The organism is Buchnera aphidicola (Rhopalosiphum padi), from assembly GCF_005080845.1.
GTDB classification, from domain to species: Bacteria; Pseudomonadota; Gammaproteobacteria; order Enterobacterales; family Enterobacteriaceae; genus Buchnera; species Buchnera aphidicola_AO.
Genome location: NZ_CP034858.1, coordinates 424,952 through 450,905 on the forward strand (window position 1 = coordinate 424,952; position 25,954 = coordinate 450,905).

At 25.3% G+C, this 25,954-nt stretch carries 28 protein-coding genes and 2 tRNA genes; 20 read left to right on the plus strand and 10 right to left on the minus strand.

From position 1 onward, the window contains the following. Positions 1-10: 10 nt before the first annotated feature. The 3 genes from ftsH to greA form a co-directional block, all read right to left on the minus strand. On the minus strand, positions 11-1,852 hold the full coding sequence (gene ftsH, locus D9V76_RS01955) for an ATP-dependent zinc metalloprotease FtsH (RefSeq protein WP_158337303.1): 1,842 nt from the start codon (positions 1,850-1,852) through the stop codon (positions 11-13). A gap of 65 nt (positions 1,853-1,917) precedes the next feature. Then, on the minus strand, positions 1,918-2,538 hold the full coding sequence (rlmE, locus tag D9V76_RS01960) for a 23S rRNA (uridine(2552)-2'-O)-methyltransferase RlmE (RefSeq protein ID WP_158337305.1): 621 nt from the start codon (positions 2,536-2,538) through the stop codon (positions 1,918-1,920). A gap of 32 nt (positions 2,539-2,570) precedes the next feature. Next, the gene (gene greA, locus D9V76_RS01965) at positions 2,571-3,050 is read right to left on the minus strand and encodes a transcription elongation factor GreA (RefSeq protein ID WP_158337307.1); all 480 of its coding nucleotides are present in this window, start codon (positions 3,048-3,050) and stop codon (positions 2,571-2,573) included. Positions 3,051-3,442: 392 nt separating this feature from the next. Between greA and D9V76_RS01970 the strand changes: the two genes are divergently transcribed. From D9V76_RS01970 to cgtA, 5 genes are all read left to right on the plus strand, one after another. Next, positions 3,443-3,703: a BolA family protein gene (locus D9V76_RS01970; RefSeq protein WP_158337309.1), complete on the plus strand. Its 261-nt coding sequence runs from the start codon at positions 3,443-3,445 to the stop codon at positions 3,701-3,703. Between the two features lie 19 nt (positions 3,704-3,722). Further along, positions 3,723-4,976 carry a UDP-N-acetylglucosamine 1-carboxyvinyltransferase gene (murA, locus tag D9V76_RS01975; protein ID WP_158337311.1) on the plus strand — a complete coding sequence of 418 codons (1,254 nt, stop codon included), beginning with the start codon at positions 3,723-3,725 and terminating at the stop codon, positions 4,974-4,976. A gap of 109 nt (positions 4,977-5,085) precedes the next feature. Beyond that, positions 5,086-5,409 carry a 50S ribosomal protein L21 gene (gene rplU, locus D9V76_RS01980; protein ID WP_158337313.1) on the plus strand — a complete coding sequence of 108 codons (324 nt, stop codon included), beginning with the start codon at positions 5,086-5,088 and terminating at the stop codon, positions 5,407-5,409. A gap of 6 nt (positions 5,410-5,415) precedes the next feature. After that, the gene (gene rpmA / locus D9V76_RS01985) at positions 5,416-5,670 is read left to right on the plus strand and encodes a 50S ribosomal protein L27 (protein ID WP_158337315.1); all 255 of its coding nucleotides are present in this window, start codon (positions 5,416-5,418) and stop codon (positions 5,668-5,670) included. 139 nt (positions 5,671-5,809) lie between these two features. Beyond that, positions 5,810-6,811 carry an Obg family GTPase CgtA gene (gene cgtA, locus D9V76_RS01990; protein ID WP_158337317.1) on the plus strand — a complete coding sequence of 334 codons (1,002 nt, stop codon included), beginning with the start codon at positions 5,810-5,812 and terminating at the stop codon, positions 6,809-6,811. A 133-nt stretch (positions 6,812-6,944) separates the two neighbouring features. On the opposite strand, the gene rpsI is transcribed toward cgtA, so the two are convergent. Beyond that, positions 6,945-7,337, minus strand: a complete 393-nt coding sequence (rpsI, locus tag D9V76_RS01995) for a 30S ribosomal protein S9 (RefSeq protein ID WP_158337319.1) — start codon at positions 7,335-7,337, stop codon at positions 6,945-6,947. Between the two features lie 17 nt (positions 7,338-7,354). Beyond that, on the minus strand, positions 7,355-7,783 hold the full coding sequence (gene rplM, locus D9V76_RS02000; RefSeq protein ID WP_158337321.1) for a 50S ribosomal protein L13: 429 nt from the start codon (positions 7,781-7,783) through the stop codon (positions 7,355-7,357). Positions 7,784-8,153: 370 nt separating this feature from the next. Here rplM and D9V76_RS02005 point away from each other — a divergent pair, with 370 nt between their 5' ends. From D9V76_RS02005 to rplS, 6 genes are all read left to right on the plus strand, one after another. Further along, positions 8,154-9,311 (plus strand): chorismate mutase, encoded by a 1,158-nt coding sequence (locus tag D9V76_RS02005; protein WP_158337323.1) that lies wholly within the window; start codon positions 8,154-8,156, stop codon positions 9,309-9,311. A 70-nt stretch (positions 9,312-9,381) separates the two neighbouring features. After that, positions 9,382-10,734: a signal recognition particle protein gene (ffh, locus tag D9V76_RS02010; protein ID WP_158337325.1), complete on the plus strand. Its 1,353-nt coding sequence runs from the start codon at positions 9,382-9,384 to the stop codon at positions 10,732-10,734. 89 nt (positions 10,735-10,823) lie between these two features. Then, positions 10,824-11,081, plus strand: coding sequence for a 30S ribosomal protein S16 (gene rpsP / locus D9V76_RS02015; protein ID WP_158337327.1), 258 nt, complete (start codon positions 10,824-10,826; stop codon positions 11,079-11,081). Continuing rightward, on the plus strand, positions 11,075-11,608 hold the full coding sequence (gene rimM, locus D9V76_RS02020; protein ID WP_172599441.1) for a ribosome maturation factor RimM: 534 nt from the start codon (positions 11,075-11,077) through the stop codon (positions 11,606-11,608). The genes rpsP and rimM overlap by 7 nt, the downstream gene beginning before the upstream one ends. Then, complete coding sequence (gene trmD, locus D9V76_RS02025; protein WP_158337331.1) at positions 11,599-12,408, plus strand: tRNA (guanosine(37)-N1)-methyltransferase TrmD; 810 nt, start codon at positions 11,599-11,601, stop codon at positions 12,406-12,408. Before rimM ends, trmD begins: the two co-directional genes overlap by 10 nt. Positions 12,409-12,431: 23 nt before the next feature. Then, entirely contained in the window at positions 12,432-12,779 is a 348-nt protein-coding gene (gene rplS / locus D9V76_RS02030) for a 50S ribosomal protein L19 (RefSeq protein ID WP_158337333.1), read from the plus strand. Positions 12,780-12,876: 97 nt separating this feature from the next. Here the strand turns inward: rplS and tldD are convergent, their stop codons facing one another. Then, positions 12,877-14,328 carry a metalloprotease TldD gene (tldD, locus tag D9V76_RS02035; protein ID WP_158337335.1) on the minus strand — a complete coding sequence of 484 codons (1,452 nt, stop codon included), beginning with the start codon at positions 14,326-14,328 and terminating at the stop codon, positions 12,877-12,879. Positions 14,329-14,475: 147 nt separating this feature from the next. On the opposite strand from tldD, the gene aroQ reads away from it, so the two are divergent. Continuing rightward, positions 14,476-14,925 (plus strand): type II 3-dehydroquinate dehydratase, encoded by a 450-nt coding sequence (aroQ, locus tag D9V76_RS02040; RefSeq protein WP_158337337.1) that lies wholly within the window; start codon positions 14,476-14,478, stop codon positions 14,923-14,925. Between the two features lie 122 nt (positions 14,926-15,047). Here the strand turns inward: aroQ and fis are convergent, their stop codons facing one another. Both fis and rluD read right to left on the minus strand, forming a co-directional pair. After that, positions 15,048-15,347: a DNA-binding transcriptional regulator Fis gene (gene fis, locus D9V76_RS02045; RefSeq protein ID WP_158337339.1), complete on the minus strand. Its 300-nt coding sequence runs from the start codon at positions 15,345-15,347 to the stop codon at positions 15,048-15,050. Positions 15,348-15,493: 146 nt separating this feature from the next. Next, on the minus strand, positions 15,494-16,441 hold the full coding sequence (rluD, locus tag D9V76_RS02050) for a 23S rRNA pseudouridine(1911/1915/1917) synthase RluD (RefSeq protein ID WP_158337341.1): 948 nt from the start codon (positions 16,439-16,441) through the stop codon (positions 15,494-15,496). A 186-nt stretch (positions 16,442-16,627) separates the two neighbouring features. Between rluD and D9V76_RS02055 the strand changes: the two genes are divergently transcribed. The 6 genes from D9V76_RS02055 (at position 16,628) to gshA (ending at position 22,427) form a co-directional block, all read left to right on the plus strand. After that, the gene (locus tag D9V76_RS02055) at positions 16,628-17,353 is read left to right on the plus strand and encodes an outer membrane protein assembly factor BamD (protein ID WP_158337343.1); all 726 of its coding nucleotides are present in this window, start codon (positions 16,628-16,630) and stop codon (positions 17,351-17,353) included. 50 nt (positions 17,354-17,403) lie between these two features. Then, positions 17,404-20,055: an alanine--tRNA ligase gene (alaS, locus tag D9V76_RS02060; protein ID WP_158337345.1), complete on the plus strand. Its 2,652-nt coding sequence runs from the start codon at positions 17,404-17,406 to the stop codon at positions 20,053-20,055. Positions 20,056-20,251: 196 nt separating this feature from the next. Continuing rightward, positions 20,252-20,434, plus strand: a complete 183-nt coding sequence (gene csrA / locus D9V76_RS02065) for a carbon storage regulator CsrA (RefSeq protein ID WP_011053910.1) — start codon at positions 20,252-20,254, stop codon at positions 20,432-20,434. 130 nt (positions 20,435-20,564) lie between these two features. After that, a tRNA-Ser gene (locus D9V76_RS02070) sits at positions 20,565-20,657 on the plus strand. 26 nt (positions 20,658-20,683) lie between these two features. Next, a tRNA-Arg gene (locus D9V76_RS02075) sits at positions 20,684-20,757 on the plus strand. 122 nt (positions 20,758-20,879) lie between these two features. Continuing rightward, positions 20,880-22,427, plus strand: coding sequence for a glutamate--cysteine ligase (gene gshA, locus D9V76_RS02080; protein WP_158337347.1), 1,548 nt, complete (start codon positions 20,880-20,882; stop codon positions 22,425-22,427). Between the two features lie 115 nt (positions 22,428-22,542). On the opposite strand, the gene metK is transcribed toward gshA, so the two are convergent. After that, positions 22,543-23,682: a methionine adenosyltransferase gene (gene metK, locus D9V76_RS02085; RefSeq protein WP_158337349.1), complete on the minus strand. Its 1,140-nt coding sequence runs from the start codon at positions 23,680-23,682 to the stop codon at positions 22,543-22,545. 218 nt (positions 23,683-23,900) lie between these two features. On the opposite strand from metK, the gene D9V76_RS02090 reads away from it, so the two are divergent. Both D9V76_RS02090 and D9V76_RS02095 read left to right on the plus strand, forming a co-directional pair. Then, positions 23,901-24,596 (plus strand): endonuclease, encoded by a 696-nt coding sequence (locus D9V76_RS02090; RefSeq protein ID WP_158337351.1) that lies wholly within the window; start codon positions 23,901-23,903, stop codon positions 24,594-24,596. A 4-nt stretch (positions 24,597-24,600) separates the two neighbouring features. After that, complete coding sequence (locus tag D9V76_RS02095; RefSeq protein WP_158337353.1) at positions 24,601-25,341, plus strand: 16S rRNA (uracil(1498)-N(3))-methyltransferase; 741 nt, start codon at positions 24,601-24,603, stop codon at positions 25,339-25,341. Between the two features lie 2 nt (positions 25,342-25,343). Here D9V76_RS02095 and D9V76_RS02100 read toward each other — a convergent pair whose 3' ends face one another. Beyond that, the gene (locus tag D9V76_RS02100) at positions 25,344-25,937 is read right to left on the minus strand and encodes a 5-formyltetrahydrofolate cyclo-ligase (RefSeq protein WP_158337355.1); all 594 of its coding nucleotides are present in this window, start codon (positions 25,935-25,937) and stop codon (positions 25,344-25,346) included. Between the last annotated feature and the right edge of the window lie 17 nt (positions 25,938-25,954).

A 25,954-nucleotide genomic window follows, 5' to 3' on the forward strand; every position in this document is an offset into this window, starting at 1 on the left:
AAAAATATATTTAAACATTTTTCTTCTGATCAATTTCAGGCCATCCTTTTGGTTGTCGCACTTCTCGTCTTTCCATTAAATCATCAATTTGCAATGAATCAATAGTTTCATATTTTATTAGAGCATCTTTCATGGCATGTAAAACATCAAGATTTTCATTTAAAATTTTTCTAGCGCGGTTATAATTAACTTCAATTAATAATTTTACTTCTTCATCGATAATTCTAGCTGTTTCATCCGACATATGCTTTGCTTTAGCAACTGAACGACCTAAAAAAACTTCCCCTTCTTCTTCGGCGTATAACAAAGGACCAAGTTTATCTGAAAACCCCCATTGAGTTACCATGTTTCGTGCTAAATTTGTGGCAACTTTGATATCGTTAAAAGCACCAGTTGAAACATTTTTAGAACCATAAATAATTTCTTCTGCCAAACGGCCACCATAAAGTGTAGATATCTGACTTTCTAGTTTTTGACGACTAATACTGAGTGTATCTGATTCCGGTAAAAAAAAGGTTATTCCTAATGCTTGACCTCTAGGAATAATTGTGACTTTATGTGCAGGATCGTGATCAGGTACTAATCTTCCGATGATGACATGACCCGCTTCATGATATGCAGTAGATTCTTTTTGGAAGTCACTCATTACCATGGATCTACGTTCAGAACCCATCATAATTTTATCTTTTGCTTTTTCAAAATGTATCATAGATACTACTCGATTATTAAACCGAGCTGCAAAAAGTGCAGCTTCATTAACTAAATTAGCTAAATCTGCTCCTGAAAAACCTGGTGTACCGCGAGCAATTATCATTGGATCTACATCTTTAGATAAAGGAACTTTACGCATATGTAATTTTAAAATTTGTTTTCTTCCACGTACGTCTGGCAACGCTACAATTACTTGACGATCAAAACGACCAGGACGAAGTAAAGCAGGATCTAAAACGTCTGGCCTATTAGTAGCAGCTATTAAAATAACACCTTCATTACCATTAAATCCATCCATTTCCACAAGCATTTGATTTAATGTTTGTTCTCTTTCATCATGGCCACCACCTAATCCAGCACCTCTTTGACGACCAACTGCATCAATTTCATCAATAAATATAATACATGGTGCAGATTTTCTAGCATGTTCAAACATATCTCTTACTCTAGACGCCCCTACTCCAACAAACATTTCAACAAAATCAGAACCAGAAATTGTAAAAAATGGAACTTTTGCTTCACCTGCTATCGCTTTTGCAAGTAATGTTTTACCAGTTCCAGGAGGACCTACCATTAATATACCCTTAGGAATTTTTCCTCCTAATTTTTGAAAACGACTAGGTTCTTTTAAATACTCTACTAATTCACTAACTTCTTCTTTTGCTTCATCACATCCTGCAACATCAGAAAAGGTGGTCTGAATTTGATCTTCTGATAGCATACGTGCTTTACTCTTACCAAAAGACATTGCTCCTTTCCCACCACCCATTTGCATTTGACGCATAAAGAAAATCCAGACACCTATCAGTAATAGCATTGGAAACCAAGAAATAAAAATAGAGATAAGAAGACTGGGTTCTTCAGGCATTTCACCAATAATTTTAACGTTTTTTGTTAAAAGGTTATCTAATAACTTAGGATCATTAATAGGAATATATGTAACATATTTACTACTGTCTTTTTTAGTAACACTAATTATCCGTCCGTTAATATATGCTTCACGGACCTGATCTTGATTAACTTCTGATAAAAAAGTGGAATAATCAACTCTATGATTACTGGTATCGCTAGAATTAAAATTCTGAAAAACAGACATTAAAACAACTGTAATAACTAACCAGAAGATCAGGTTTTTAACCATGTCACTCAAGGGAACAACCTCTCATTAACATCTATTTTTAAAAAACAACACAGATTATCATTTTTTTATCTGGTTGCTAGAATGAATATTTCTCGAGATCTTGATCGAGAAGTTTTGGGCTTACAAATTTTAATTTTTGAAAATAAATTTTTAATGTGTGCAAAGAATTCATTAAAACCTTCTCCTTGAAATGATTTTACTAATAAAACACCATTTCGAGATAATAAATAATCGGATATTTTAAAAACTGTTTTACATATTTCGATAATCCGTGGCATATCAATAGACGAACAACCTGTAATATTAGGAGCCATATCAGACATAATTAAATTAAAATTAATATTAGATAAATTACTTAATATGAAATTTAATGTTTTTTTATTACAAAAATCTCCTTGAAAAAAATCAACACCTATTATTTTCTTCATGGGCAATATATCACAAGCTAAAATATATCCTTTTTTCCCGATTTTACTAACTGCATATTGAGACCAACCTCCAGGAGAAGATCCTAAATCAAGAACATTCATTCCAGGTTTAAATAACCTATTACTTTTATCAATTTCTTCTAATTTAAACCAAGATCGTGAACGTATTTTTTTCTTTTTAGCCTCCTTAACATATTGATCTTTAAAATGTTCTTCTAACCAACGCTTAGAACTATTTGATTTTTTTTTAGAAATCATATTTTTAGTATCTTTATAAAAAAAATATAAATTTAAATATAATCTATTTTTAAAATTTTATATTCAACGTTACCCGATGGTGTACATATAATGGCAATAGTATTCACAGTTTTACCAATTAAACCTCTTGACATTGGGGAATTAATAGAAATTAAATTTTTTTTAAAATCTGATTCATCATCACCCACAATCTGATAAGTAAACAGTTCATTGTTTTTTATATTCAAAATAGTAACTGTAGAACCAAAAACTACTCTTCCATCATTTGATATCTTTGTTATATCTATAATTTGAGAATTAGATAATTTAGATTCAATTTCTTGTATTCGTCCTTCACAAAAGCTTTGTGCTTCTCGAGCTGAATGATATTCAGCATTTTCTTTTAGATCACCATGTTTTCTAGCTTCTGCTATTTCGATAGTAATACGAGGACGTTTTACGTTTTTTAGTTGTTCAAGTTCTTCACGAAGTTTTTCAGCACCTCTAACAGTCATTGGGATTAAACTAATCATATAAAATACCTCATTATGTTACTTCTTAAAAAAATATAAAACTAATCTTTTTTTTTAAGCATAAAAAAATATTTATAAAATATCATTATTTCTATATTTCTATAAAAATTTTTTAAATATTAAAAAATTTTTATTTTATATAAGTAATGATTCAAATAAAAATATAGCAATATTACTATATCATTGATAAAATTTAACAAGTTTTAAATTAAAAAAATTATTAAATTTAATATTTTTTTTAAATTATATGCTCTAGTAGTACATATATTCATAACCATTAGTTAACAATTTATATATCTATTTTAGATATCTATTTTAATGTAAAAAATAAAATTTATCAAAATTTTAAAAATTTAATATTTTACAACAATCATTCAAAAGCATATTTAAAAATGAATAGACAAAAAATAATATCAATACTAAAAGAAAAATTAAATTTAAAAGACATTTATGTTACAGAAGATAATAATCATTATAAAATAACAGCCATAGGAAATATATTTAAAGGATTAACTCAAGTTAAAAGACAACAAACAATTTATCATCCTTTAGTAGATATGATCACAGAAAATAAAATTCATGCTATATCTATAAAATCTTACACGTTAGAAGAATGGGATAAAAAATCACGAATAACGTATATTAAAAAATAGTATAGAGATTTAATAGTAAATGAATAAATTATATATAGAAGGCAATAAAAATTTAAATGGAAATGTTAGAATTTCTGGTTCTAAAAATGCAGCTCTTCCTATTTTGTTTATGACTATATTAACAGAAGAAAAAATTAAGATAAGTAACATACCGCAACTAACAGATATCACTATAGCAATTGAATTACTAAAAAGTTTAGGAGCAAAAATAAAATATCGAAAAAAACTCTTATGTATTGATACAAGTTCAATAAAAAATTTTTCTCCACCATATGATTTAACAAAAAAAATAAGAGCATCTATCTGGATGCTAGCGCCTCTTTTAATTCGTTTCGGTCAAGCCAAAATATCTCTACCAGGAGGTTGTAAAATAGGTTCTAGACCTATTGATCTTCATATTAAAGGTTTAATTCAATTAGGAGCCAAAATTGTTTTAGAAAAAAATTATATTTCTGCTTCTATTAGAAAACCCTTAGTAGGAAAACATATTTATATCAAAAAAATAAGTGTAGGAGCAACTATTACTATTATGAGTGCAGCTGCATTGGCTCAAGGTACAACTATTATTGAAAATGCAGCCCAAGAACCAGAAATTATTGATATTGCAAAGTTTTTAAATACTTTAGGCGCAAATATTATCGGAGCAGGTAGTAATAAGATTTTTATCAAAGGTGTTATAAAACTGACTGGAGGAAAGCATCAAATTATACCTGATAGAATTGAAACAGGGACTTTTTTAATCGCAGCAGCAGTATCTCAAGGATATATTACTTGCTGTCATACCGAACCTAAAAATTTAAAAAAAGTATTAATAAAATTATCAGAATCAGGAGCTAAAATTAAAACAGGAAAGGATTGGATTCAATTAGATATGAGAGGGAAAAAACCAAAATCTATAAATGTTTCAACCTCTCCATATCCAGGAATTCCAACAGATATGCAACCACAATTTACTTTGCTTAATAGCATTTCTCAAAGTAAAGGTGTTATTACTGAAAATATATTTGAGAATCGTTTTATTTACGTTTCAGAACTAATTAAAATGGGAGCACAAATAAAAATAAAAAATAATTCTATTATTTGCAAAGGCGTTACTAATTTATATTCCCAAAATGTGTTTTCTAATGATTTAAGAGGATCAGCAACATTAGTTCTAGCAGGTTGTATTGCCAGAGGAATTACAATAGTTAATAATATTTATCATTTTAAAAGAGGATATGAATTATTTTCTGAAAAACTAAATAAATTAGGAGCGAATATTAAATATATATAAAATTTTTTTTATATTTTAATAACGTAATTCATATTCATTTAAACTAACAATCAAGTGTTGATTAACAATATTGTGTTAATAAAATAACTAAAAAAATGGGAGTATTTTTATGTATGCAGTTTTTATTAGTGGTGGAAAACAATATCGAGTAAAAAAAAATCAAATTATTAAATTAGAAAAATTAAATAATTCACCGGGTTCAATAATTGAGTTTGACAAAATTTTAATGATTGCTGATGAAAATGAAATAAAAATAGGAAAACCTTTTTTACATGGAAGTAAAATTAAAGCTCATATTGAAAATCATGGTAGATTAAAAAAAATTAAAGTAATAAAATTTAATCGTCGTAAACACTATAAAAAACAACAAGGTCATCGTCAACATTTTACTAATGTAAAAATTTTAGATATTAATAATTTTAATGGGAAATAAATAAAAATGGCACATAAAAAAGCTGGTGGATCTACAAGAAATGGCAGAGATTCTAATGCTCAAAGATTAGGTGTTAAATGTTTTGGTGGCGAACTTATTTCAGCAGGTAGTATCATTGTAAGACAACGAGGAACTAAATTTCATCCTGGAAAAAATGTAGGTTGTGGAAAAGATCATACTATTTTTGCCATTATAAAGGGGAAAGTAGAATTTAAAAAAAAGGGAATTAAAAAAAGAACTTATATTAACATAATTAACTAATATAAAATATTCTATAAAATATTAATTATAGAAAACCCCTTTTTTAAATTAAGGAGGGGGATTCTCTTTTTAAAAATTAGAAAGTAGAATATATAAAAATATATAACAGATAATTTTTATAAAAATAAAGAATGAAAAAATGAAATTTATTGATCATACAATTATTCAAGTTATTGCTGGAAATGGAGGAAATGGATGTGTTAATTTTAGGAGAGAAAAATACATTCCCAAAGGTGGACCAGATGGTGGGGATGGTGGAGATGGTGGAAATATTTGGTTAGAATCTAACAATAATTTAAATACTCTTATTGATCTAAGATTTAAAAAAATATTTCAAGCTCCACATGGAGAAAATGGATCTGGAAGAAATTGTTCTGGAAAAAAAGGAGATGATATAAAAATATATGTTCCTATTGGTACAAAAATTATTAATTATCAAACACGTGAAATAATAGGTGATTTAATTAAACATAAACAAAAAATGTTGATAGCCAAAGGCGGTTGGCACGGATTAGGCAACACTAGATTCAAATCTTCGATTAACAGAACTCCACGACAAAGAACATTAGGGACAATAGGAGAAAAACGTGATATACAATTAGAATTGATTTTAATAGCTGATGTAGGAACACTCGGTATGCCAAATGCCGGAAAATCTACTTTAGTAAAAAATATATCTGGTGCTAAAACAAAAATTGCAAACTATCCCTTTACCACACTAAATCCTGTTCTAGGAAGTGTGAGCATACAGGATAAAAAATTTATTATAGCTGATATTCCTGGAATAATTAAAGATGCATCTCAAGGTTCTGGTTTGGGTATTCATTTTTTAAAACATTTAGAAAGATGTAAAATATTACTTCATATTGTTGATTTATGTCCTACAGATTATTCCAGTCCTATCGAAAATATAAAAATTGTTTTAAACGAATTAAAAAAATATAATACAAGTTTATATAAAAAACCAAGATGGTTAGTTCTTAATAAAATTGATTTAATAAAATCTTCAGAAATAGAAAAAATAATCAGTCAAATTAAAAATTTTTTAAGAATAAAAGAAAAGTTCTATCTAATTTCTTCAATTAAGAAAACAGGCATTAAAAAGTTATGTTCTGATATAGTGCTTTACTTAAAAAAATAGTAGTTTTTTATAAAAATTTCTTTTTTAACATTTTAATTTAAAATAAAAATTTTTAACATTGTGAAAATAAAAAAAAGAACTCGGTTTATTATAAAAATCAAGTTATAAAAACCAAGTTCTTTAAAAAAATTAGTTAACGTTTAGAAAATTGTGTACGTTTTCTAGATTTACGAAAACCTACTTTTTTTCGTTCAACTTGTCGCGAATCACGTGTAACAAAACCAGATTTTCTTAATTCAGAACGTAGTAAATGATTGTATTTAATTAAAGCACGTGTAATTCCTTGTCGAATTGCACCAGCTTGTCCAGAAACTCCTCCTCCTTTTACTGTGATATAAATATTAAAATTGTTCATCATATCAACTAATTCTAATGGTTGACGTACAATCATACAAGAAGTTTCACGACCAAAATAATCTTTTAAAGAACGTTTATTTACAGTTATTTCTCCATTACCAGATCTAAGAAAAACTCTAGCAGAAGAACTTTTACGACGTCCAGTTCCATAATTTTGAATTTTAACCATTTATTTTTATACCTTTTTTAAATATTTAAAAACTGAGGACATTGTGCTATATGATCATGATTTTCATTAGAAAAAACTTTTAATTTTTTAAACATTGAGCGACCTAATGGCCCTTTGGGTAGCATTCCTTTTACAGCTATTTCTATTATTTTAGTAGGATTTTTTAACATCATTTCTTCAAATCTTGATTGTTTTATACCGCCGATGTAACCAGTATGGTGATAATAAATTTTATTAATTCTTTTTTGTCCAGTAACTAATATTTTTGAAGCATTTAAAACTATAATATAGTCTCCAGTGTCAAGATGAGGAGTATATTCAATCTTATGTTTACCTCTAAGACGAATAGATAATGCACTTGCAAATCTACCTAATATTTTATTAGTTGCATCAACATAAAACCAATTTCGTTTTATATCATTTAATTTAGCTGAAAAAGTTTTCATTTCATAACTCACTTAAAATAGTTATTCATAGAGAAAATAATACTATGATTATAATTAATAAGATATAGTAAATATATTATTGATAATAATACTTTCTTAAATTTTTTTATAAAAAATTAATCAAAAATACACATCTTTTAATAAATAATAAAATTATATCATTTTAATTTAAGATTAATATTTACCTATATTTTAAACATATAAAATATAAATTTTTTATATAAAACCACAGAAAAAGTAAAAAAAGCATAATAAATTCTAATTTATGTAAATTAATATTATTTTTATTTTAAAATAATAAAAATGTATATTAAAAATATATTTTATTTCAATATAAAAAAGACTAAATATTTCACAGGTAAAATAAATTATGCTATCTAAAAATGATTTATTAAATTTTCGACATGAAATTAACGATATCGATAAAAATATTGTTCAATTATTAGCAAAAAGAAAAAAGTTAGTATTAAATATAGCAGAATCAAAAATAAAGAATAATCAACCTATACGAGATATAGAAAGAGAAAAAAATTTGTTAGAAAAACTAACGAATTTAGGAAAAAAAAACAATTTAGATACTAATTATATAACACGTTTATTTCAATTAATAATCGAGGAATCTGTATTAACACAAAAAAAATTATTAAATAAGTTTTGTAATGATAATAATCTTAATCTTTCTAGCTTTTCTTTTCTTGGACCTAAAGGTTCTTATTCACATATTGCTGCATCTCAATATGCAGAACGAAATTTCAAAACATGCATTGAAAATGCATGTTTAAATTTTAATGAAGTTATACACTCAGTTGAAAACAATCAAGCAGATTATGCTGTTTTACCAATAGAAAATAGCTGTTCTGGATTTATTAATGAAATATTTGACATTTTAAAAAAAACAAATTTGTTTATTGTTGGAGAAATTAATATTTTAATAAATCACTGTTTACTTGCAATAAAGAAAATAGAATTGAATAAAATTAAAGTCATATATAGTCATCCTCAACCATTTCAACAATGTAGTTATTTTATAAATCAATTTCCAAATTGGAAAATTCAATATACTAATAGTACAGCTGATGCAATGAAAAAAATTGCCAAATGTAATATAGAAACCAATGCCGCTTTAGGAAGTGAACTAGGAAGTAAAATTTATGGATTAGAAATATTATCTAAGAATCTAGCAAACAAAAAGAAAAACATTACAAGATTTATCTTATTATCAAGGAAACCCATTGTTTCTTCTTCAAAAATACCTACAAAAACAACGTTAATATTTAATACAGGTCAAGAATCAGGAGCCCTTGCTGAAGTCTTGCTAATCTTAAAGAAAAAAAAATTAATTATGAAAAAATTAACTTCTCAAAATATTTATAAAAATCCATGGGAAGAAATGTTTTATATTGATATTCAAGGAAATTTATCATCTTCTTTAATGCAAGAAACTCTTGAACAAATTCAAAAAATTACTAAATTTATAAAGATTCTAGGTTGTTATCCAAGTGAAAATATAGCACCAATAATTCCATAGAATTATCTAATTAAAAAAAAATTGTTAAAAATAATAATTTAATATAAATTCAAAAAATGAGTAAGGAAAAATGTTTAATAACTTAACTGAACGTCTTTCACAAAGTTTACGTAAAATTATTAATAAAGGAAGACTAACAGAAGAAAACATTAAAGATACCATACGAGAAGTAAGAAAAGCACTTTTAGAAGCTGATGTAACGCTGTCAGTAATAAAAAAATTTATAAAAAATGTTTCAAAAAAATCAATTGGTCATGAAATAAATAAAAGTTTAACACCGGGTCAAGAATTCATAAGAATTGTAAAAAATGAATTAATTTTAGTAATGGGTGAAAAACATAATAATTTGAATTTTTCTATTCAACCACCAGCAATAATATTAGTTGTAGGACTACAGGGAGTTGGAAAAACAACTACTTTAGTAAAAATAGCAAAATGGATTAAAGATAAACATAAGAAAAAAATATTAACAACGTCAACTGATATTTATCGAGCAGCTGCAATTAAACAATTACAAATACTATCTGATCAAGTTAAAATAGATTTTTATTCATCTAATATAGAGCAAAAACCAATAAATATAACAAAAGAAGCAATCGAATATGCAAAACTAAAATTATATGACGTTTTGTTAATTGATACAGCAGGACGTTTACATATTGATGAAACAATGATGAATGAAATAAATCAAATACAAAAAATTTCAAAACCGATTGAAACACTATTAATAGTAGACTCAATGATGGGTCAAGATGCAATAAATGTAGCAAAAAAATTCAGCGAATATTTATCTATATCAGGTATAGTAATAACTAAAACCGACAGTGATGCTAGAAGTGGTGTTGCTTTATCAATTCGTTGTATTACTGGAAAACCAATTAAATTCATAGGAACTGGGGAAAAATTAAATCAATTAGAAATATTTAATTCTGAAAGGATAGCTGATAGAATTTTAGGAATGAATCAAGTTATATCTCTTATTAAAGATATAGAAGAACAAGTAAATCGATCTCAAGTAGAAAATTTAACTAAAAAATTTAGAAAAGGTGACGATTTTAACTTAAATGATTTTTTAATACAACTAAAAGAAATGAAAAAAATGGGAGGTTTAAACTATTTCATAGAAAAATTCTCAAAAAATAAATTTCTATCTAAGAATCCATTATTAGACGGAGATAAAAACACTTTAAATAGAATAGAAGCAATTATATATTCTATGACTCATAAAGAAAGAATGCATCCGATCATCATTAAAGGTTCTCGGAAACGTAGAATTGCTTTAGGTTCTGGAACAAAAATTCAAGATGTAAATAAATTATTAAAAAATTTTGATGATATACAAAGAATAATGAAAAAAATCAAAAAAGGAGGAATTGGAAAAATTATTCGAAATATAAAAAATATACTACCTAAAAACTTTTAAAAAAGAATAAATTAACAATTTTTAGTTTTATATATAAAAAAATACATATAATAAATTAAAGTCTTTACATATTAAGAGAGAAAAAATAGATGGTAAGAATTCGATTAGCCTTATATGGCAGTAAAAAGCGTCCGTTCTACAAAATGGTAGTAGCAGATAGCCGATTTTCTAGAGATGGAAGATTTATTGAAAGATTGGGTTATTTTAATCCAGTTTCTAAATGTAAAAATTCAGCCCTCAAATTAAATTTAGATCGTATTATATACTGGCAAAAAAAAGGAGCTCAAATTTCAAAAAGATCTAAAAAACTAATAAAAATATTAAGTAAAAAAGAGGATACATTATAAATATTATTTTGAAAAAACCGTTAAATCCTATTGTAATAGGGAAAATAGGAAAAGCTTATGGAATACTAGGTTGGATAAAAATTTTTTCTTTTAGTGAAAATAAAGAAAAAATATTTAGTTATTTTCCATGGTTTATTTTTAAACAACAAAAATGGGAAATGATTCAGATTGATAAATGGAAAAAACATAATAATAATTTTATTATTCATATAAAAAATATTATTGATCGTTCAATGATCAGTAAATTTACTAATTTAGAAATTTTTATAGAAAAAAATACACTTCCTATATTAAAAAAAGATGAATATTACTGGAATGATATTATTGATTGCAAAGTATTTAATACAAGGAAAACATATTTGGGAAAGGTTATTAATTTGATAAGAAATCAAAACAGCGACGTTCTTATTATACAAAATCACTTAGAAAAAAATAATTTAAAAAAAATAATGATTCCCTTTGTTCATAAAAAAATAGTTCAATGTATTAATATTACACATAAAATTATAACAGTGATATGGAATTAAATAATTATTCTCAAACTAAAAAAAAATATGATATTACCTTAATGTGGTTTTATGTTATTACCATTTTTCCGGAAATGTTTTATGCAATCACAAATTACGGAGTAACTGGAAAAGCGATTCATAAAAAAATTATAAATATTCAACTTTTTAATCCAAGAGATTTTACTGATAATAAATATAAATCTGTAGATGATCGTCCTTATGGAGGAGGACCAGGAATGTTGATGAGTGTCAAGCCATTATATTCAGCTATTCAACATGCAAAAGATTTATCAAAAACTGCAGTGGTTATTTACTTATCACCTCAAGGAAGAAGATTAAATCAAAAAAAAATTCTAGAAATAGTAAAAAAGAAAAAAATTATTTTTGTATGTGGTCGATATGAAGGAATAGATCAAAGAATTATTGATAATCAAGTAGATGAAGAATGGTCTATAGGAGATTATATACTTACTGGAGGAGAACTTGCAGCCATGGTTGCAATAGATTCTATTTCTAGATTTATACCAGGTGTTATTAAAAAAAAACAATCAGTACAAGAAGATTCATTTTTTAATGATTTACTTGATTATCCGCACTATACAAGACCTCAAGTAATAAAAAATATGAAAGTTCCAGAAATATTACTTTCAGGAAATCATGATAAAATTCGTCTATGGCGTCTAAAAAAATCTCTAGAAAAAACCTGGACAAAACGCCCAGATTTGTTAAAAAATAAAATTTTAAAAAAAGAAGAGGAAATAATTTTAAATGAATTTAAAAATAAAATTAATAAAAAAAAGAACAAAAATAATTATTAATTTTTTTACAAAAAGGAAAAAAAATGACTAATATTATTCAAGAAATTGAAAAAGAACAACTAAAAAAAAATATACCTAATTTTCGTCCTGGTGATACAGTTGAAGTAAAAGTATGGGTGATTGAAGGTTCAAAAAAACGTCTACAATCTTTTGAAGGAGTAGTTATTTCAATAAAAAACCGTTCTTTAAATTCATCATTTACTGTACGAAAAGTTTCTAATGGAGAAGGAATTGAACGTGTTTTTCAAACTCATTCCCACAGTATTGATAATATATTTGTAAAAAGAAAAGGACACGTTAGGAAAGCAAAGCTATATTATTTAAGAACACGTACTGGAAAGTCTGCAAGAATTAAAGAAAGAATAGAATAAATTGTTTGATTTAAAATAAACATTTAAATATGCAGTCATGACGTTATTCTTGACTGCACGATTATTCGTAAAAATTAAAAATTTTTATTTTAAAACATTAAGCAGTCCCACCTACAGTCAACTTTTCTATTTTTATAGATGGCTGACCTATCCCTACCGGAATATTTTGACCTTCTTTTCCACACATACCCATACCTTGATCCATTTTCAAATCGTTTCCAACCATTGATATTTTTTGCATAACTTCCAAACCAGATCCAATAAGAGTAGTATTTTTAATTGGTGAAAAAATTTTTCCTTTTTTTACTAAATAAGCTTCTGAAGTGGAAAATACAAATTGTCCAGAAGTAATGTCGACTTGTCCACCAGAAAAATTAATAGCATATATTCCATAATCAATACTCTTAATAATATCTTCTAACTTAGATTCACCAGATGTCATATAAGTATTCGTCATGCGAGGCATAGGTAAATGGGAATAAGATTCACGACGTCCGTTACCAGTGGATTTTGTTCCCATTAAACGAGCATTAAGTTTATCTTGCATGTATTTTTTTAAAATACCATTTTGAATAAGTACGTTGTATTGTCCTGGAACTCCTTCATCGTCGATATTTAATGAACCACGTTGGTTTTTTATTGTTCCATCGTCGATTACAGTACATAATTCCGAAGCAACTTTTTTTTCAATCATATTAGTAAAAATTGAAGTTCCTTTTCTATTAAAGTCACCTTCCAAACCATGTCCTACTGCTTCATGTAATAAAACACCAGGCCATCCAGATCCTAAAACAACTGGAAAAGTACCAGAAGGTGCTTCTTTTGAAGATAAATTTAATAAAGCTATGCGAACAGCTTCTTTTGTCCAAAAATCAACTCTGTTTTCTCCTAAAAAATCATCTTGAGTTATAAAAAAGCTATAATTAGTACGACTACCCCCTCCACTTCTACCTCTCTCCCTTCTACCTCGTTCTTCTACTAATACATTAACAGAAAATTCAACTAATGGTCTTATGTCTGTAGCTAAATCACCTTCAGTAGAAACAACTAAAATTTGTTCATATGATCCACTTAAACTCGCATTTACCTGTACAACGCGATCGTCAATCTTACGTGCTATATGATCTACTCTATAAAGTAAATTAGTTTTTTCACTAGAAGTAAATGTTTTTAATGGATTAATAGGATCATAAAAAAATTTTTTTTCTTGGTTTAATAAAGGTTTAATTTTTATTTTTTCTTTTTTATCAAAAATACTTTTTGCTATATGAGCACTTTTTCTTACTGCATCTATTGATATTTGATCAGAATATGAGAATCCTGTTGCTTCTCCAGCAACAGCTCTTACACCAACTCCTTGATCTAAATGATAATCACCTTCTTTAATAATTCTATTTTCTAGTGACCAAGATTCATAAATACGAGATTGAAAATAAAAATCCCCATAATCTATATTATGGCTACAAAACTCTTCTAAACAAGAAAACACATCTTGATGATTTATTTTATTTGCAGTTAATAAAGACTCGCTAACTAATTTCAATGTCATTGGAATTCACTTTTTACGTTAAAATATTATATGTCTATTATAAAATATTATTTAAAAAAATAAAAAATATTTTTTATAGATATTGTTATATAATATTTTCAAAAATTTTAATAAAAACTTTAAATTAAATATTTATTCGAGATAATAATGAAAAAAATTATAAACGTATTATTAATAAATGGACCCAACTTAAATCTTTTAGGGACGAGAGAAACCGAAATTTATGGAGATGAAACTTTATCTCATTTAGTAAATGACTTAAAAAAAAGATCAGAAAAACTTAATATATCATTAAGTCATATTCAATCTAATGCCGAACATGTATTAATTGAAAAAATACATTCTTCTAAAAAAGATAAAATTAATTATATTATTATTAATCCTGCAGCGTTTACACATACAAGTATAGCAATAAGAGATGCATTAATTGCTGTTGATATCCCATTTATTGAAGTCCATATTTCTAATATTTATGCAAGAGAAAACTTTCGTTCACATTCATGGTTATCTGATATTTCTAAAGGTGTTATTACAGGTTTAGGTTTTGATGGTTATCGCTGGGCATTAGAAACAATATCAAAAAGATGCTTTTTATAAAAGAAGTCTAAATAAAAATTTATTTTAATAAATAAAATCTGATTTGCACCTTCTGCTCTAAGACAAAATTTTAGAAAGTGCAACAGGATTTTAAAATATAAAATTTATTATTAGTTTTTAAATTAATTCATACCATACCTTTTTAATTTTTTTCGCAAAGTACTTCGATTAATACCCATAATCAAAGCAGCTCGTGTTTGATTCCCACGTGTATGCTGCATAATTATATCTAACAATGGTCGTTCTAGTTCAGATAGCACTAATTGATATAAGTTACTTACACATTTGCTGTTATCTAAATGTAAAAAATAATTTTCTAAAGATTTCTTTATTAATATACGCAAGGGTTTTTTTACAACTTTATCTTTTTTATCTTTAGTGTTAATGACTAAAAATTCTGTATTCATTGACTCTTCTGACATAGAATTATCGACTCTTTAATCTTTTTTTAATGTATATACATTATTAATTAAATTTTTTATTAAAACAATAAATCATACTTCGAAAAAGTAATATGTTATTTTAAAAAAATCTAATTATTTTCGATTTTATTAAAAATATTATATATTTATTTATCTAAATATAAAAGAAGGTCTTTCATGTCTTCTGGTAAGGGAGCTGTCCAACTCATTAATTTTTTAGTAACAGGATGAATAAATTCGATATAATTAGCATGTAGTGCTTGACGAAAAAAATCAAATTTTTGATAAATATTCCTCTTTTCTTTAAAATAATTAAAACTATAGTTAATACCACCATATAAAGGATCTCCTAGTAAAGGGTGTCCAATATGCAGCATATGCACACGAATTTGATGTGTACGACCTGTTTCTAATCTAAATGAAACATGTGTATAAAATTTAAAATGATTAATTATTTTATAATGTGTAATAGATTTTTTTCCTAAAGAATGGGCCATCATACATATTCTTTTGAGAGGATGGCGCATTATAGGATAATTCACAATACCACCTGAAATCATATTCCCTTTAACAATACCCTGATATTTTCGAATAATTTGTCTTTTTTTTATCAATTTTACTAATTCATTATATGAAAAAATTGTTTTTGCAATAACCATTAATCCAGTTGTATTTTTATCTAAACGATGAACAATTCCACAACGGGGTATATTACTAATATCAGTGTAACGGTGTAATAATGCATTTAAAATTGTTCCATTTTGATTACCTGCTCCTGGATGAACAACTAAACCAGACGGTTTGTTGATAACTAATATATTGTTATCTTCGTAAATAATGTTTAATAAAATATTTTCAGGTAAATTACAACGCACTTTTTCAATTGGAGGATACACAGTAATTTTTTCTCCTCCTAATATTTTTTTATCAGGTTGATTTTCAATTTTTCCATTAACATAAACATAATTCATAATAATCCATTTCTTTAAACAAGAACGAGAATATTGTATGAAAAATTGAGATAAAATTTGATCTAATCTTTTTCCAAAAAAACCAATAAAAGGTACAAAAACATTCAATTCTTTTTTTTCCAATGGAATAATCCTTGTTTTACAATAAAATATATTTATATAAATCTAAACCTTTAATTTTTACAGAATATGATATTCTATAATATTATTAATATTCTATATTTTACTAAGATTCGTAGTAATTTATATATTATTAAATATAAATATGATTTAAAAAAAATTTTTATTAATTTAAAGAAAACAATACTAATGAAAAAAAATAAAAATGTTGTGTTTATTTTTATGATATTATTTTTAAGTTTTGCAGTATATTCTCAAAATTTAAAAAATCATATTTTTATATCAAATGGTTATTTTTACCAAAAATGCAGAATAGAATTAAAAGAAAAAAATTTTTATAAAGCAATAATTGATTTAGAAACAATGAAAAAAAATCATTATAATAACGATAAAATTAAAATGAATTTAATTTATGCTTATTATAAAATTTCAGACTTCAAAAGAGCCGAAAAAAATATAGAAGAATTTATTAAATTATATCCAAAACATCCAAATATAGATTATATCTTTTATATAAAAAGTTTGATTGATATATCTCTAGATAAAAAAATATTTCACAATTTTTTTCCAATCCAAACTTATAAAAGCAATCCTATTTACGCAACTAAAGCATTTTTCCAACTTAAAAACTTTATTTATAATTATCCTAATAGTGTATATGTTATAAATGCAAAAAAAGATTTATTTTATTTAAAAAAACGTTTATCAGAATATGATCTAAAAATATTAAAATATTATTTTTTTCACAAAAAACACATAGCAGTTATTAATCGCGGAGAAGAAATACTTCAAAAGTATCCAGAAACATTAGCTGCAATAGATACACTTAAATACATGAAAAAATCTTTCCTTGCATTAAAAATTTTTGATACAGCTGAAAAAATATCTAAAATTATTTTATTAAATAAATTTTAATTTTTTTTGTGAATAAATTAATTTTTATTTTTAATATTTAAGTAAAAAAAATGAAAAAAACAACAAGTGAAATAAGACAAAGTTTCTTAAATTTTTTTAAAGAAAAAGGGCATGTGATTATTCCAAGTAGCTCTTTAATTCCAGAAAATGATTCTACATTACTATTTACTAATGCAGGAATGAATCAATTTAAAGAATATTTTTTAGGTCAAAAACAAAAATTTTATCCACGTGTTACAACTGCACAACACTGTTTAAGAACTGGAGGTAAACACAACGATTTAGAAAATGTAGGCTATACAAAAAGACATCATACATTTTTTGAAATGCTTGGCAATTTTAGTTTTAACGATTACTTTAAAAAAGAAGCCATTATGTATGCATGGGAATTACTTACATCGAAAAAATGGTTTAATATAGACAAAAATAAGTTATGGATTTCAGTATACGAAGAAGATGAAGAAACGTACGAAATATGGCGTAATATTATCCAAGTTCCTTCAAATCATATTATCAAGATAGGTAATAAAAATAATTCTCAATATGATTCGGAGAATTTTTGGCAAATGGGTGACACTGGACCATGTGGTCCATGTACAGAAATATTTTATAATTATAATAATTCAGATGAACATAATGATTTTTTAAAAAATAAAGATGAAGGTTTCATAGAAATTTGGAATATTGTTTTCATAGAATTTAATCGTATTTCTAAAACAGAAATAGTGCCTTTAGTAAATAAATCAATAGATACAGGTATGGGTTTAGAAAGAATAACTGCTGTTTTACAAAATGTTCATTCAAATTATAATATTGATATTTTTCAAAAATTGATAAAAAAAATATCTAACTTTACTAAGTTAAAAGATTTAAATAATATTTCTTTAAAAATAATAGCAGATCATATTAGATCTTGTGCATTTCTTATTGCTGAAGATATTTTACCTTCGAATGAACATCGAGGATATGTTTTAAGAAGAATTATCAGAAGAGCACTTAGACATGGTCATAAAATTGGAATAAAAAAAAATTTTTTTTATAAACTAGTTCCTAGTTTAATAGAAATTATGGGTGATTCTGCTGAAATATTGAAAAAAAAAGAAAAAAAAATAGAAAATACGCTGAAAATAGAAGAAATACAATTCTCTCAAACATTAGATAAAGGTTTAAAAATACTAAATGCAGAAATAAAAAAAAGTATTAATAAAAAAATTTCTGGAAAAACTGCATTCTATCTGTATGATACATTCGGATTTCCTATTGATTTAACATCTGATGTTTGTCGTGAAAAAAATATAACAATTGATTTTAAAAGTTATAATATAGCTAAAGAAGAACAAAAAAAACGATCTAGTATAAAAAATAAGTTTTATAAAGATTACAATCAAAATATCATTGTTAATGATTCATGTATATTTGAAGGTTATACAAAATATAAAACGAAATCGTTTGTGAAACATATTTTTATAAAAAACGAATCAGTTTCCACAATCTCAAAAGGTCAAATAGCCACTATTTTCCTTGATAAAACTTCTTTTTATCCAGAATCTGGTGGTCAGATAGGTGACATAGGTGAATTATATTATAAAAAATCTTGTTTTATAGTAGAAAACACAAAAAAATATGGCGATGCAATCGGACATTTCGGAAAATTAATTTCAGGTAAAATTGTTGTTAATGAATTAATATATAGCAAGATTAATCAAATTTATAGAAATTCTATTCAGTTAAATCATTCAGCAACACATTTACTTCATGCTGCATTACAAAAAGTTTTAGGAAAAAATGTTGTTCAAAAAGGTTCCTTGGTAAGTGATACACATTTAAGATTTGATTTCTCTTATTCTAGTAATATAAATTTATCTCAAATACAAAAAATTGAAAATGTTATTAATAAAAAAATTCGCAGTAACGATTTAATTAAAATTAAAAATTTAAGTTTAGACGAGGCTAAAAAGAAAAAAGCTATAGCATTATTTGATCACAAATATAAAGCTTTTGTTCGAGTCGTATTTATAAAAGACTTTTCTATAGAACTATGTGGTGGTACTCACACAAAAAGAACTGGAAACATTGGATTATTTAAAATTATAGAACAATCAAGTATATCATCAGGAATTAAAAGAATTGAAGCTATAACTGGACAAAAAGCAATAGATTATTTACATGTTAAAGACAATGATATGCAAAATATATCTTTTCTTTTAAAATGTAAACATTCTAATATAAAAGAAAAAATAGAAAAATTAATAATACAAGTTAAAAACTTAGAAAAAAAAACAGACCAATTACAAAAAAAAGAAAATATATATCAAATTAAAAAATTAATTCAAAACGTTGATAATATTAAAGGAATAAATTTATTAATTAATATATTTCAAAATTATGATCAAAAATCAATGAGAATAATAGTTGATCAATTAAAAAAAGAACTAAAGATTGCAATTATTGTACTGATAAATAAAAAGAAAAAAGATTTTAGAGTTATTATTGGAGTTACAAAAAATATAACTAATCATATAACTGCATTAAAAATTATTAATATTTTTATTCAAAAAACTAATGGCAAGGGAGGGGGAAAAAAAGAAATTGCTGAAGGAGGAAGTATGAATATAAAAACATTACCTATAATTTTAACTGATGTAAAATCATGGATTAAAAAACAATTAGAAAATATAAAAATAGAAAATTTTAACAATTAGTATTTAATTAAACTGTTCTTAATTTAAATAAAAAAACACTTGTTTTATAATTGTTTTTCGAAAAAATTACTTATAATTAAAAGAATTTTGTGTAATGATATGTTATTAAGATATTTTATAGTCTACGTTTAACCCCATGTTATTTATAACACCAGGAACCAGATGGGCTGAAATTTTTTATTTCAAGGAAAAAAGAATGCTTATTCTAACTCGTCGAGTTGGCGAAACGTTAATAATTGGCGATGAGATAACTGTAACAGTACTAGGAGTTAAAGGTAACCAAGTTCGTATTGGTGTAAATGCCCCTAAAGAAGTTTCGGTACATCGTGAAGAAATATATCAACGTATTCAGGCTGAAAAAAAACAAAAAAAAAGTTGATAATAAATACTGCATCTTACTTGTTTTAAGTAAGATGCGTTTTTATTTTTTATAAAAAATATTCTTAAAAAAAAATTGACTTATATCGAAAAAAAAGTAAAATTAGAATAGTAAAAATTTTTTTTAGTCAGGTGAGATGGCCGAGAGGATTAAGGCGCTCCCCTGCTAAGGGAGTATGCAGAAAAAATCTGCATCGAGGGTTCGAATCCCTCTCTCACCGCCATATTTTATTATATTACTTTTAAATTTGCATCCGTAGCTCAGTTGGATAGAGTACTCGGCTACGAACCGAGCGGTCGGAGGTTCGAATCCTTCCGGATGCAAAATAAAAATCCAAAAAAATCTTAATCCATCAGATACAATAATTAAAAATAAATCCTTATATAAAAAAAATTGATTTATTTAAAAAATAATTATCTTTTTTAAAAAAATATAGGAGAAAAAATTGATAGAAGATATCTCAAAAAAAATCGCTTGGCTGAAAAATCAACCTGTAATATTAAAAGATATTTTTCGAGGTATTGAACGTGAAACTTTAAGAATTGAAAAAAACGGAAACTTTTCTAATACTAAACATCCATATTTACTTGGCTCATCCTTAACACATAAGTGGATTACAACTGATTTTTCAGAAAATTTATTAGAGTTTATCACACCTACTAGTAATAGTATAAATTATTTATTAAATTTTTTAAACAACTTACATTCCTTTGTAGCATATAACATACAACATGAACGAATGTGGCCATTCAGTATTCCATATCTTTATGATAAATCGACAACTATCAAAATAGCTCAATATGGAAATTCTCGTCTTGGAAAAATAAAAAGTCTTTATAGAAAGGGTTTAAAAAATCGATATGGCGATTTAGTAAATACTATTTCAGGTATACATTATAACTTTTCTTTACCGAAAATATTTTGGAAAAATCGGAAAAAATATGAAAAAAATTCAGATTATATTTCATGTGGTTATTTAAATTTAATTCGTAATTATTATCGATTTGGATGGGTTATTACTTATTTATTTGGAGCGTCACCTGCAATATCAAAACATTTTTTAAAAAACAAAAAACATGAATTTAAAGAAAATATAGAGAATATACTATATCTACCATGGTCAACCTCATTAAGGTTAAGTGATATAGGATATACTAAAACACCGATTACAGAACTAAATATTATGTTTAATGATTTAAAATCATACATTGAATCTTTACACAAGGCAATAAATACACCTTCAAAAAAGTTTTCTGATATAGGAATAAAAAATAAAAAAGGTGAATTTCTACAACTAAATACAAATATATTACAAATGGAAAGTGAACTATATACTCTAATCAGGCCAAAAAGAAAAACTAATCCTGGTGAATCACTTTTAGAAGCTCTTGGAAAAAGAGGAATTGAATATGTAGAAATACGTTCTTTAGATATAAATCCATTCTCTTCAATAGGAATAAATAAAAAACAAATACTCATATTAGATTTATTTCTAATCTGGTGTGCACTAATTAACGCCCCTAAAATGAACAAAGAAAATTTTTTAGTAAATAATAAAAATTGGGATAAAATTATTTTAGAAGGAAGAAAACCAAATCAAAAAATTTATATTAACAGTAAATATGAAACAAAAACATTAATTGAAATTGGTGAAACAATTTTTCAAGATTTAAAAAAAATTGCCAAAATACTTGATGATCAATCTAAAAATTTTGAATATCAGCAAGCATGTCAAGAAACAATGCTTTTTTTTAAAAACCCAGAATTAACTTATTCAGCACAGTTTTTAAAATTGATAATAAAAAATGGAATAAAAAAAACTGGATTAGATTTGGCAAATAAATATCACAAACAATTTATTAACAAATTTCATTATAATTCAGATAAAAACATTTTAGAACGTGAAACTATACGTTCGCATAAAAAACAAAAACAAATAGAAAATAATGAAATTTTATCTAAAAAAACAATTTCTCCCATGCTAAAAATCTAACATGGGAAATGATTAAAAATCAACATAATTTTCCATATTAAGTTTAATTCAATATATATAATTTATTTAATTATTTTATCTTTAGTAAGAGATAAAAAATTATATTAAATGATTTTTATTGCAATAATTCCTCTACTTTATCTAATTTTTCCCAGGGAAATTCCTCTCTTCCAAAATGTCCGTATACTGCTGTATTAAGATAAATTGGTCGAAGAAGATCAAGCATTTTAATTAATCCATAAGGACGTAAATCAAAAATATTACGCACTAAATCGATTAAAGATTTATTACTTATTTTTCCTGTTCTAAAAGTTTCTATCATAATTGAAGTAGGTTCGGCAATTCCAATAGCATAAGATAGTTGAATTTCACAACGATCAGCTAATCCTGCTGCAACAATATTTTTAGCTACATATCTTGCTGCATAAGCGGCGGAACGATCTACTTTTGAAGGATCTTTACCAGAAAAAGCACCTCCTCCGTGTCTTGACATCCCTCCATAAGTATCTACAATAATTTTACGACCTGTTAAACCACAGTCCCCCATAGGACCTCCAATAACAAATCTACCTGTAGGATTTATAAAAAATTTTGTATTTTTAGTTAACCACTTTTTAGGTAAAATTGGTTTTATAATTTCTTCCATAACAGCTTCTTTTAAAATATTCTGCGTAATACTTTCTTTATGTTGAGTAGAAAAAACTACTGTATCTATTCCAAGTATACGGCCATTTTTGTACTTAAATGTTACTTGGCTTTTAGCATCTGGTCTAAGCCAATGTAAAATATTTTTTTTTCTTAATTCAGATTGTTTTTTTACCAATAAATGTGCATAAGTAATAGGTGCTGGCATTAAAACTTCTGTTTCATTAGTAGCATAACCAAAAATAATTCCTTGATCTCCTGCTCCTTGTTCTAAAGGATCGCAACGATCTACTCCTCGAGTAATATCAGGTGATTGTTTTCCTATAGTACTAAGTACAGCACAAGAATTGGCATCGAAACCTGTTTCAGAATTAATATAACCAATATTATTAATAGTATTTCTAGTAATTTCTTCAACATCAACCCAAGCTGTAGTTGTAATTTCACCTCCAATTAAAACCATACCTGTTTTAACATAAGTTTCACATGCTACTCTTGCTTTTAAATCTTGTTTAATAATTTCATCTAATAAAGCATCAGAAATTTGATCTGCAATTTTATCAGGATGTCCTTCTGAAACTGATTCTGATGTAAAAAGATATTCAGTCATTTTTTTATTTACCTTTTTTTAAAATTCTGAAAATTTAAAAAATATTTGAATGAAAGATGTGCTAATATTTCTATCTAATTTAAATATTATTAAAAATAATACTTGATTAACATATTTATTTAAAATAAAAAATAAAGAATTGCTTATTTAATACAAATTAACTTTTTAAAAAGATAAATTAATATGATAAAAAAAATAATTTTTATTATAATTAGTATATTTTTTTTTTATCTTCAACTAAAAAAAATAACTTTAAAAAAAATTATATACAAAATTTTCAACAAGCTAAAACCATTGCAATCAAAATCCATAAAAATGCACCTGGATCATTTTATTGCGGATGTAAAATTATTTGGAATGGAAAAAAAGGAGTACCTGATTTATCATCATGCGGATATAAAATTAGAAAAAATAAAAACCGAGCAATGAGAATCGAATGGGAACATGTAGTACCAGCATGGAAATTTGGACATGAAAAAAAATGTTGGAAAAATGGAGGACGAAAAAAATGTATTAAAAACAAATTATATCAAAAAATTGAATTTGATCTTCATAATTTACAACCTGCTATTGGAGAAATAAATGGAGATAGATCTAATTTTCAATATGGCCAGTTAAATAGTCATATCGAACAATATGGTAAATGCAATATGAAAATAGATTTTAAAAAACAAGTAGCTGAACCACCTAAAAGAGCTAGAGGGAAAATAGCTCGTACTTATTTTTATATGAGTGAAACATATAAAATTAAATTATCTAAAAAAGAAAGAAATTTATTAAAAATATGGGATATTAGTTTTCCTGTCACTAAATGGGAATGTGAAAGAGAAAATTTAATATTTCAAGTACAAGGAAATCATAATAATTATATTTATAAAAAATGTAAAATTTCTTATTCAAAAATAAAAAATTAAAAAAATGAAAAAACGCATTCCACGAATTTATATTGAAGATTATTTAAATATTAATCAAGTGATATCATTATCCAAATCTCATACACATTACGTAAAAAGAGTATTACGAATGGAAAAAAAAGACAAATTAGAAATATTTAACAATACTAATTGTATTTTTTTTTCCGAAATAATAGAGATTAATAGTAAAATATTAAAAATAATTATTTTAAAAAAACAAATAAAAAATCTTGAATCACCATTATCAATGCATTTAGGACAAGTAATGTCAAAAAATGAAAAAATGAATTTTTCTATCCAAAAATCTGTTGAATTAGGAGTCAATACAATTACACCACTATTTTCAGAATATTGTAATATTCAAGAAAATTTAATATGTTTTTCAAAAAAACACATACATTGGAAAAATATAGCAATTTCTGCTTGTCAACAATGTAATCGTAATAATATTCCTGAAATCAAAAGTCCAGAACACATGCTTACATGGTGTAAAAAAATATATGATAATGAAATAAAAATAGTATTTGATCCAAATGCTATTTTAACAATTAATGAAATACCTAAAAAAATTAATTTTGTTCGATTTTTAATTGGTTGTGAAGGTGGATTTTCATCCTTGGAAATTGAAGAAATAATTAAATATGGATTTATTCCTATTAAATTAGGACCTAGAATTTTAAGAACAGAGACAGCTGTAATTGCAGCAATTACTGCTTTACAAATAAAATTTGGTGATTTAAGTTGATTTTAATGAAAAAAATATATTTTATTAGGAGTTAAAACAACAGGCAAGGAAATATCCCAAGGCTGTCTAGGTATGTAATTTACGAATTGAAAGTCATAAGCTATTCCTACTGGAATAAAATTTTTTATTTTCCAATTCATTAAAAAATTATCATAAAAACCTCCACCCATACCAAGCCTAACACCTTTGCGGTCAAAAGCAACTAGAGGTACTATTATTAAATCTAAATCTGATTCCAAAATAATATCTTTAACATTATAGAAAGGTTCTAATATATTATATTTATTATAATATAAAATAGATCGAGAAGTAAACGGAACAAAAAATAATTTTCTTGAATAAATAGAACTTACTATAGGGAGAAATATATTTTTTTTCTTTAACCACAATTTTAAAATTAACGGATATGTATTTATTTCTCCATCAAATGACAAAAAACAAGCAATATTTTTAGCATTGTAGATAAGATTACAATTAAATGCCGTGCTTAAAATTTTATTTGATTCATCATATTGTTTTGTTAATGTTACTGAACTACGTATCATTCGAATATAGGATCGAATTTCTTTCCGATTTTGTAAAAATTTAGTTAACATTATATATATAAATTATA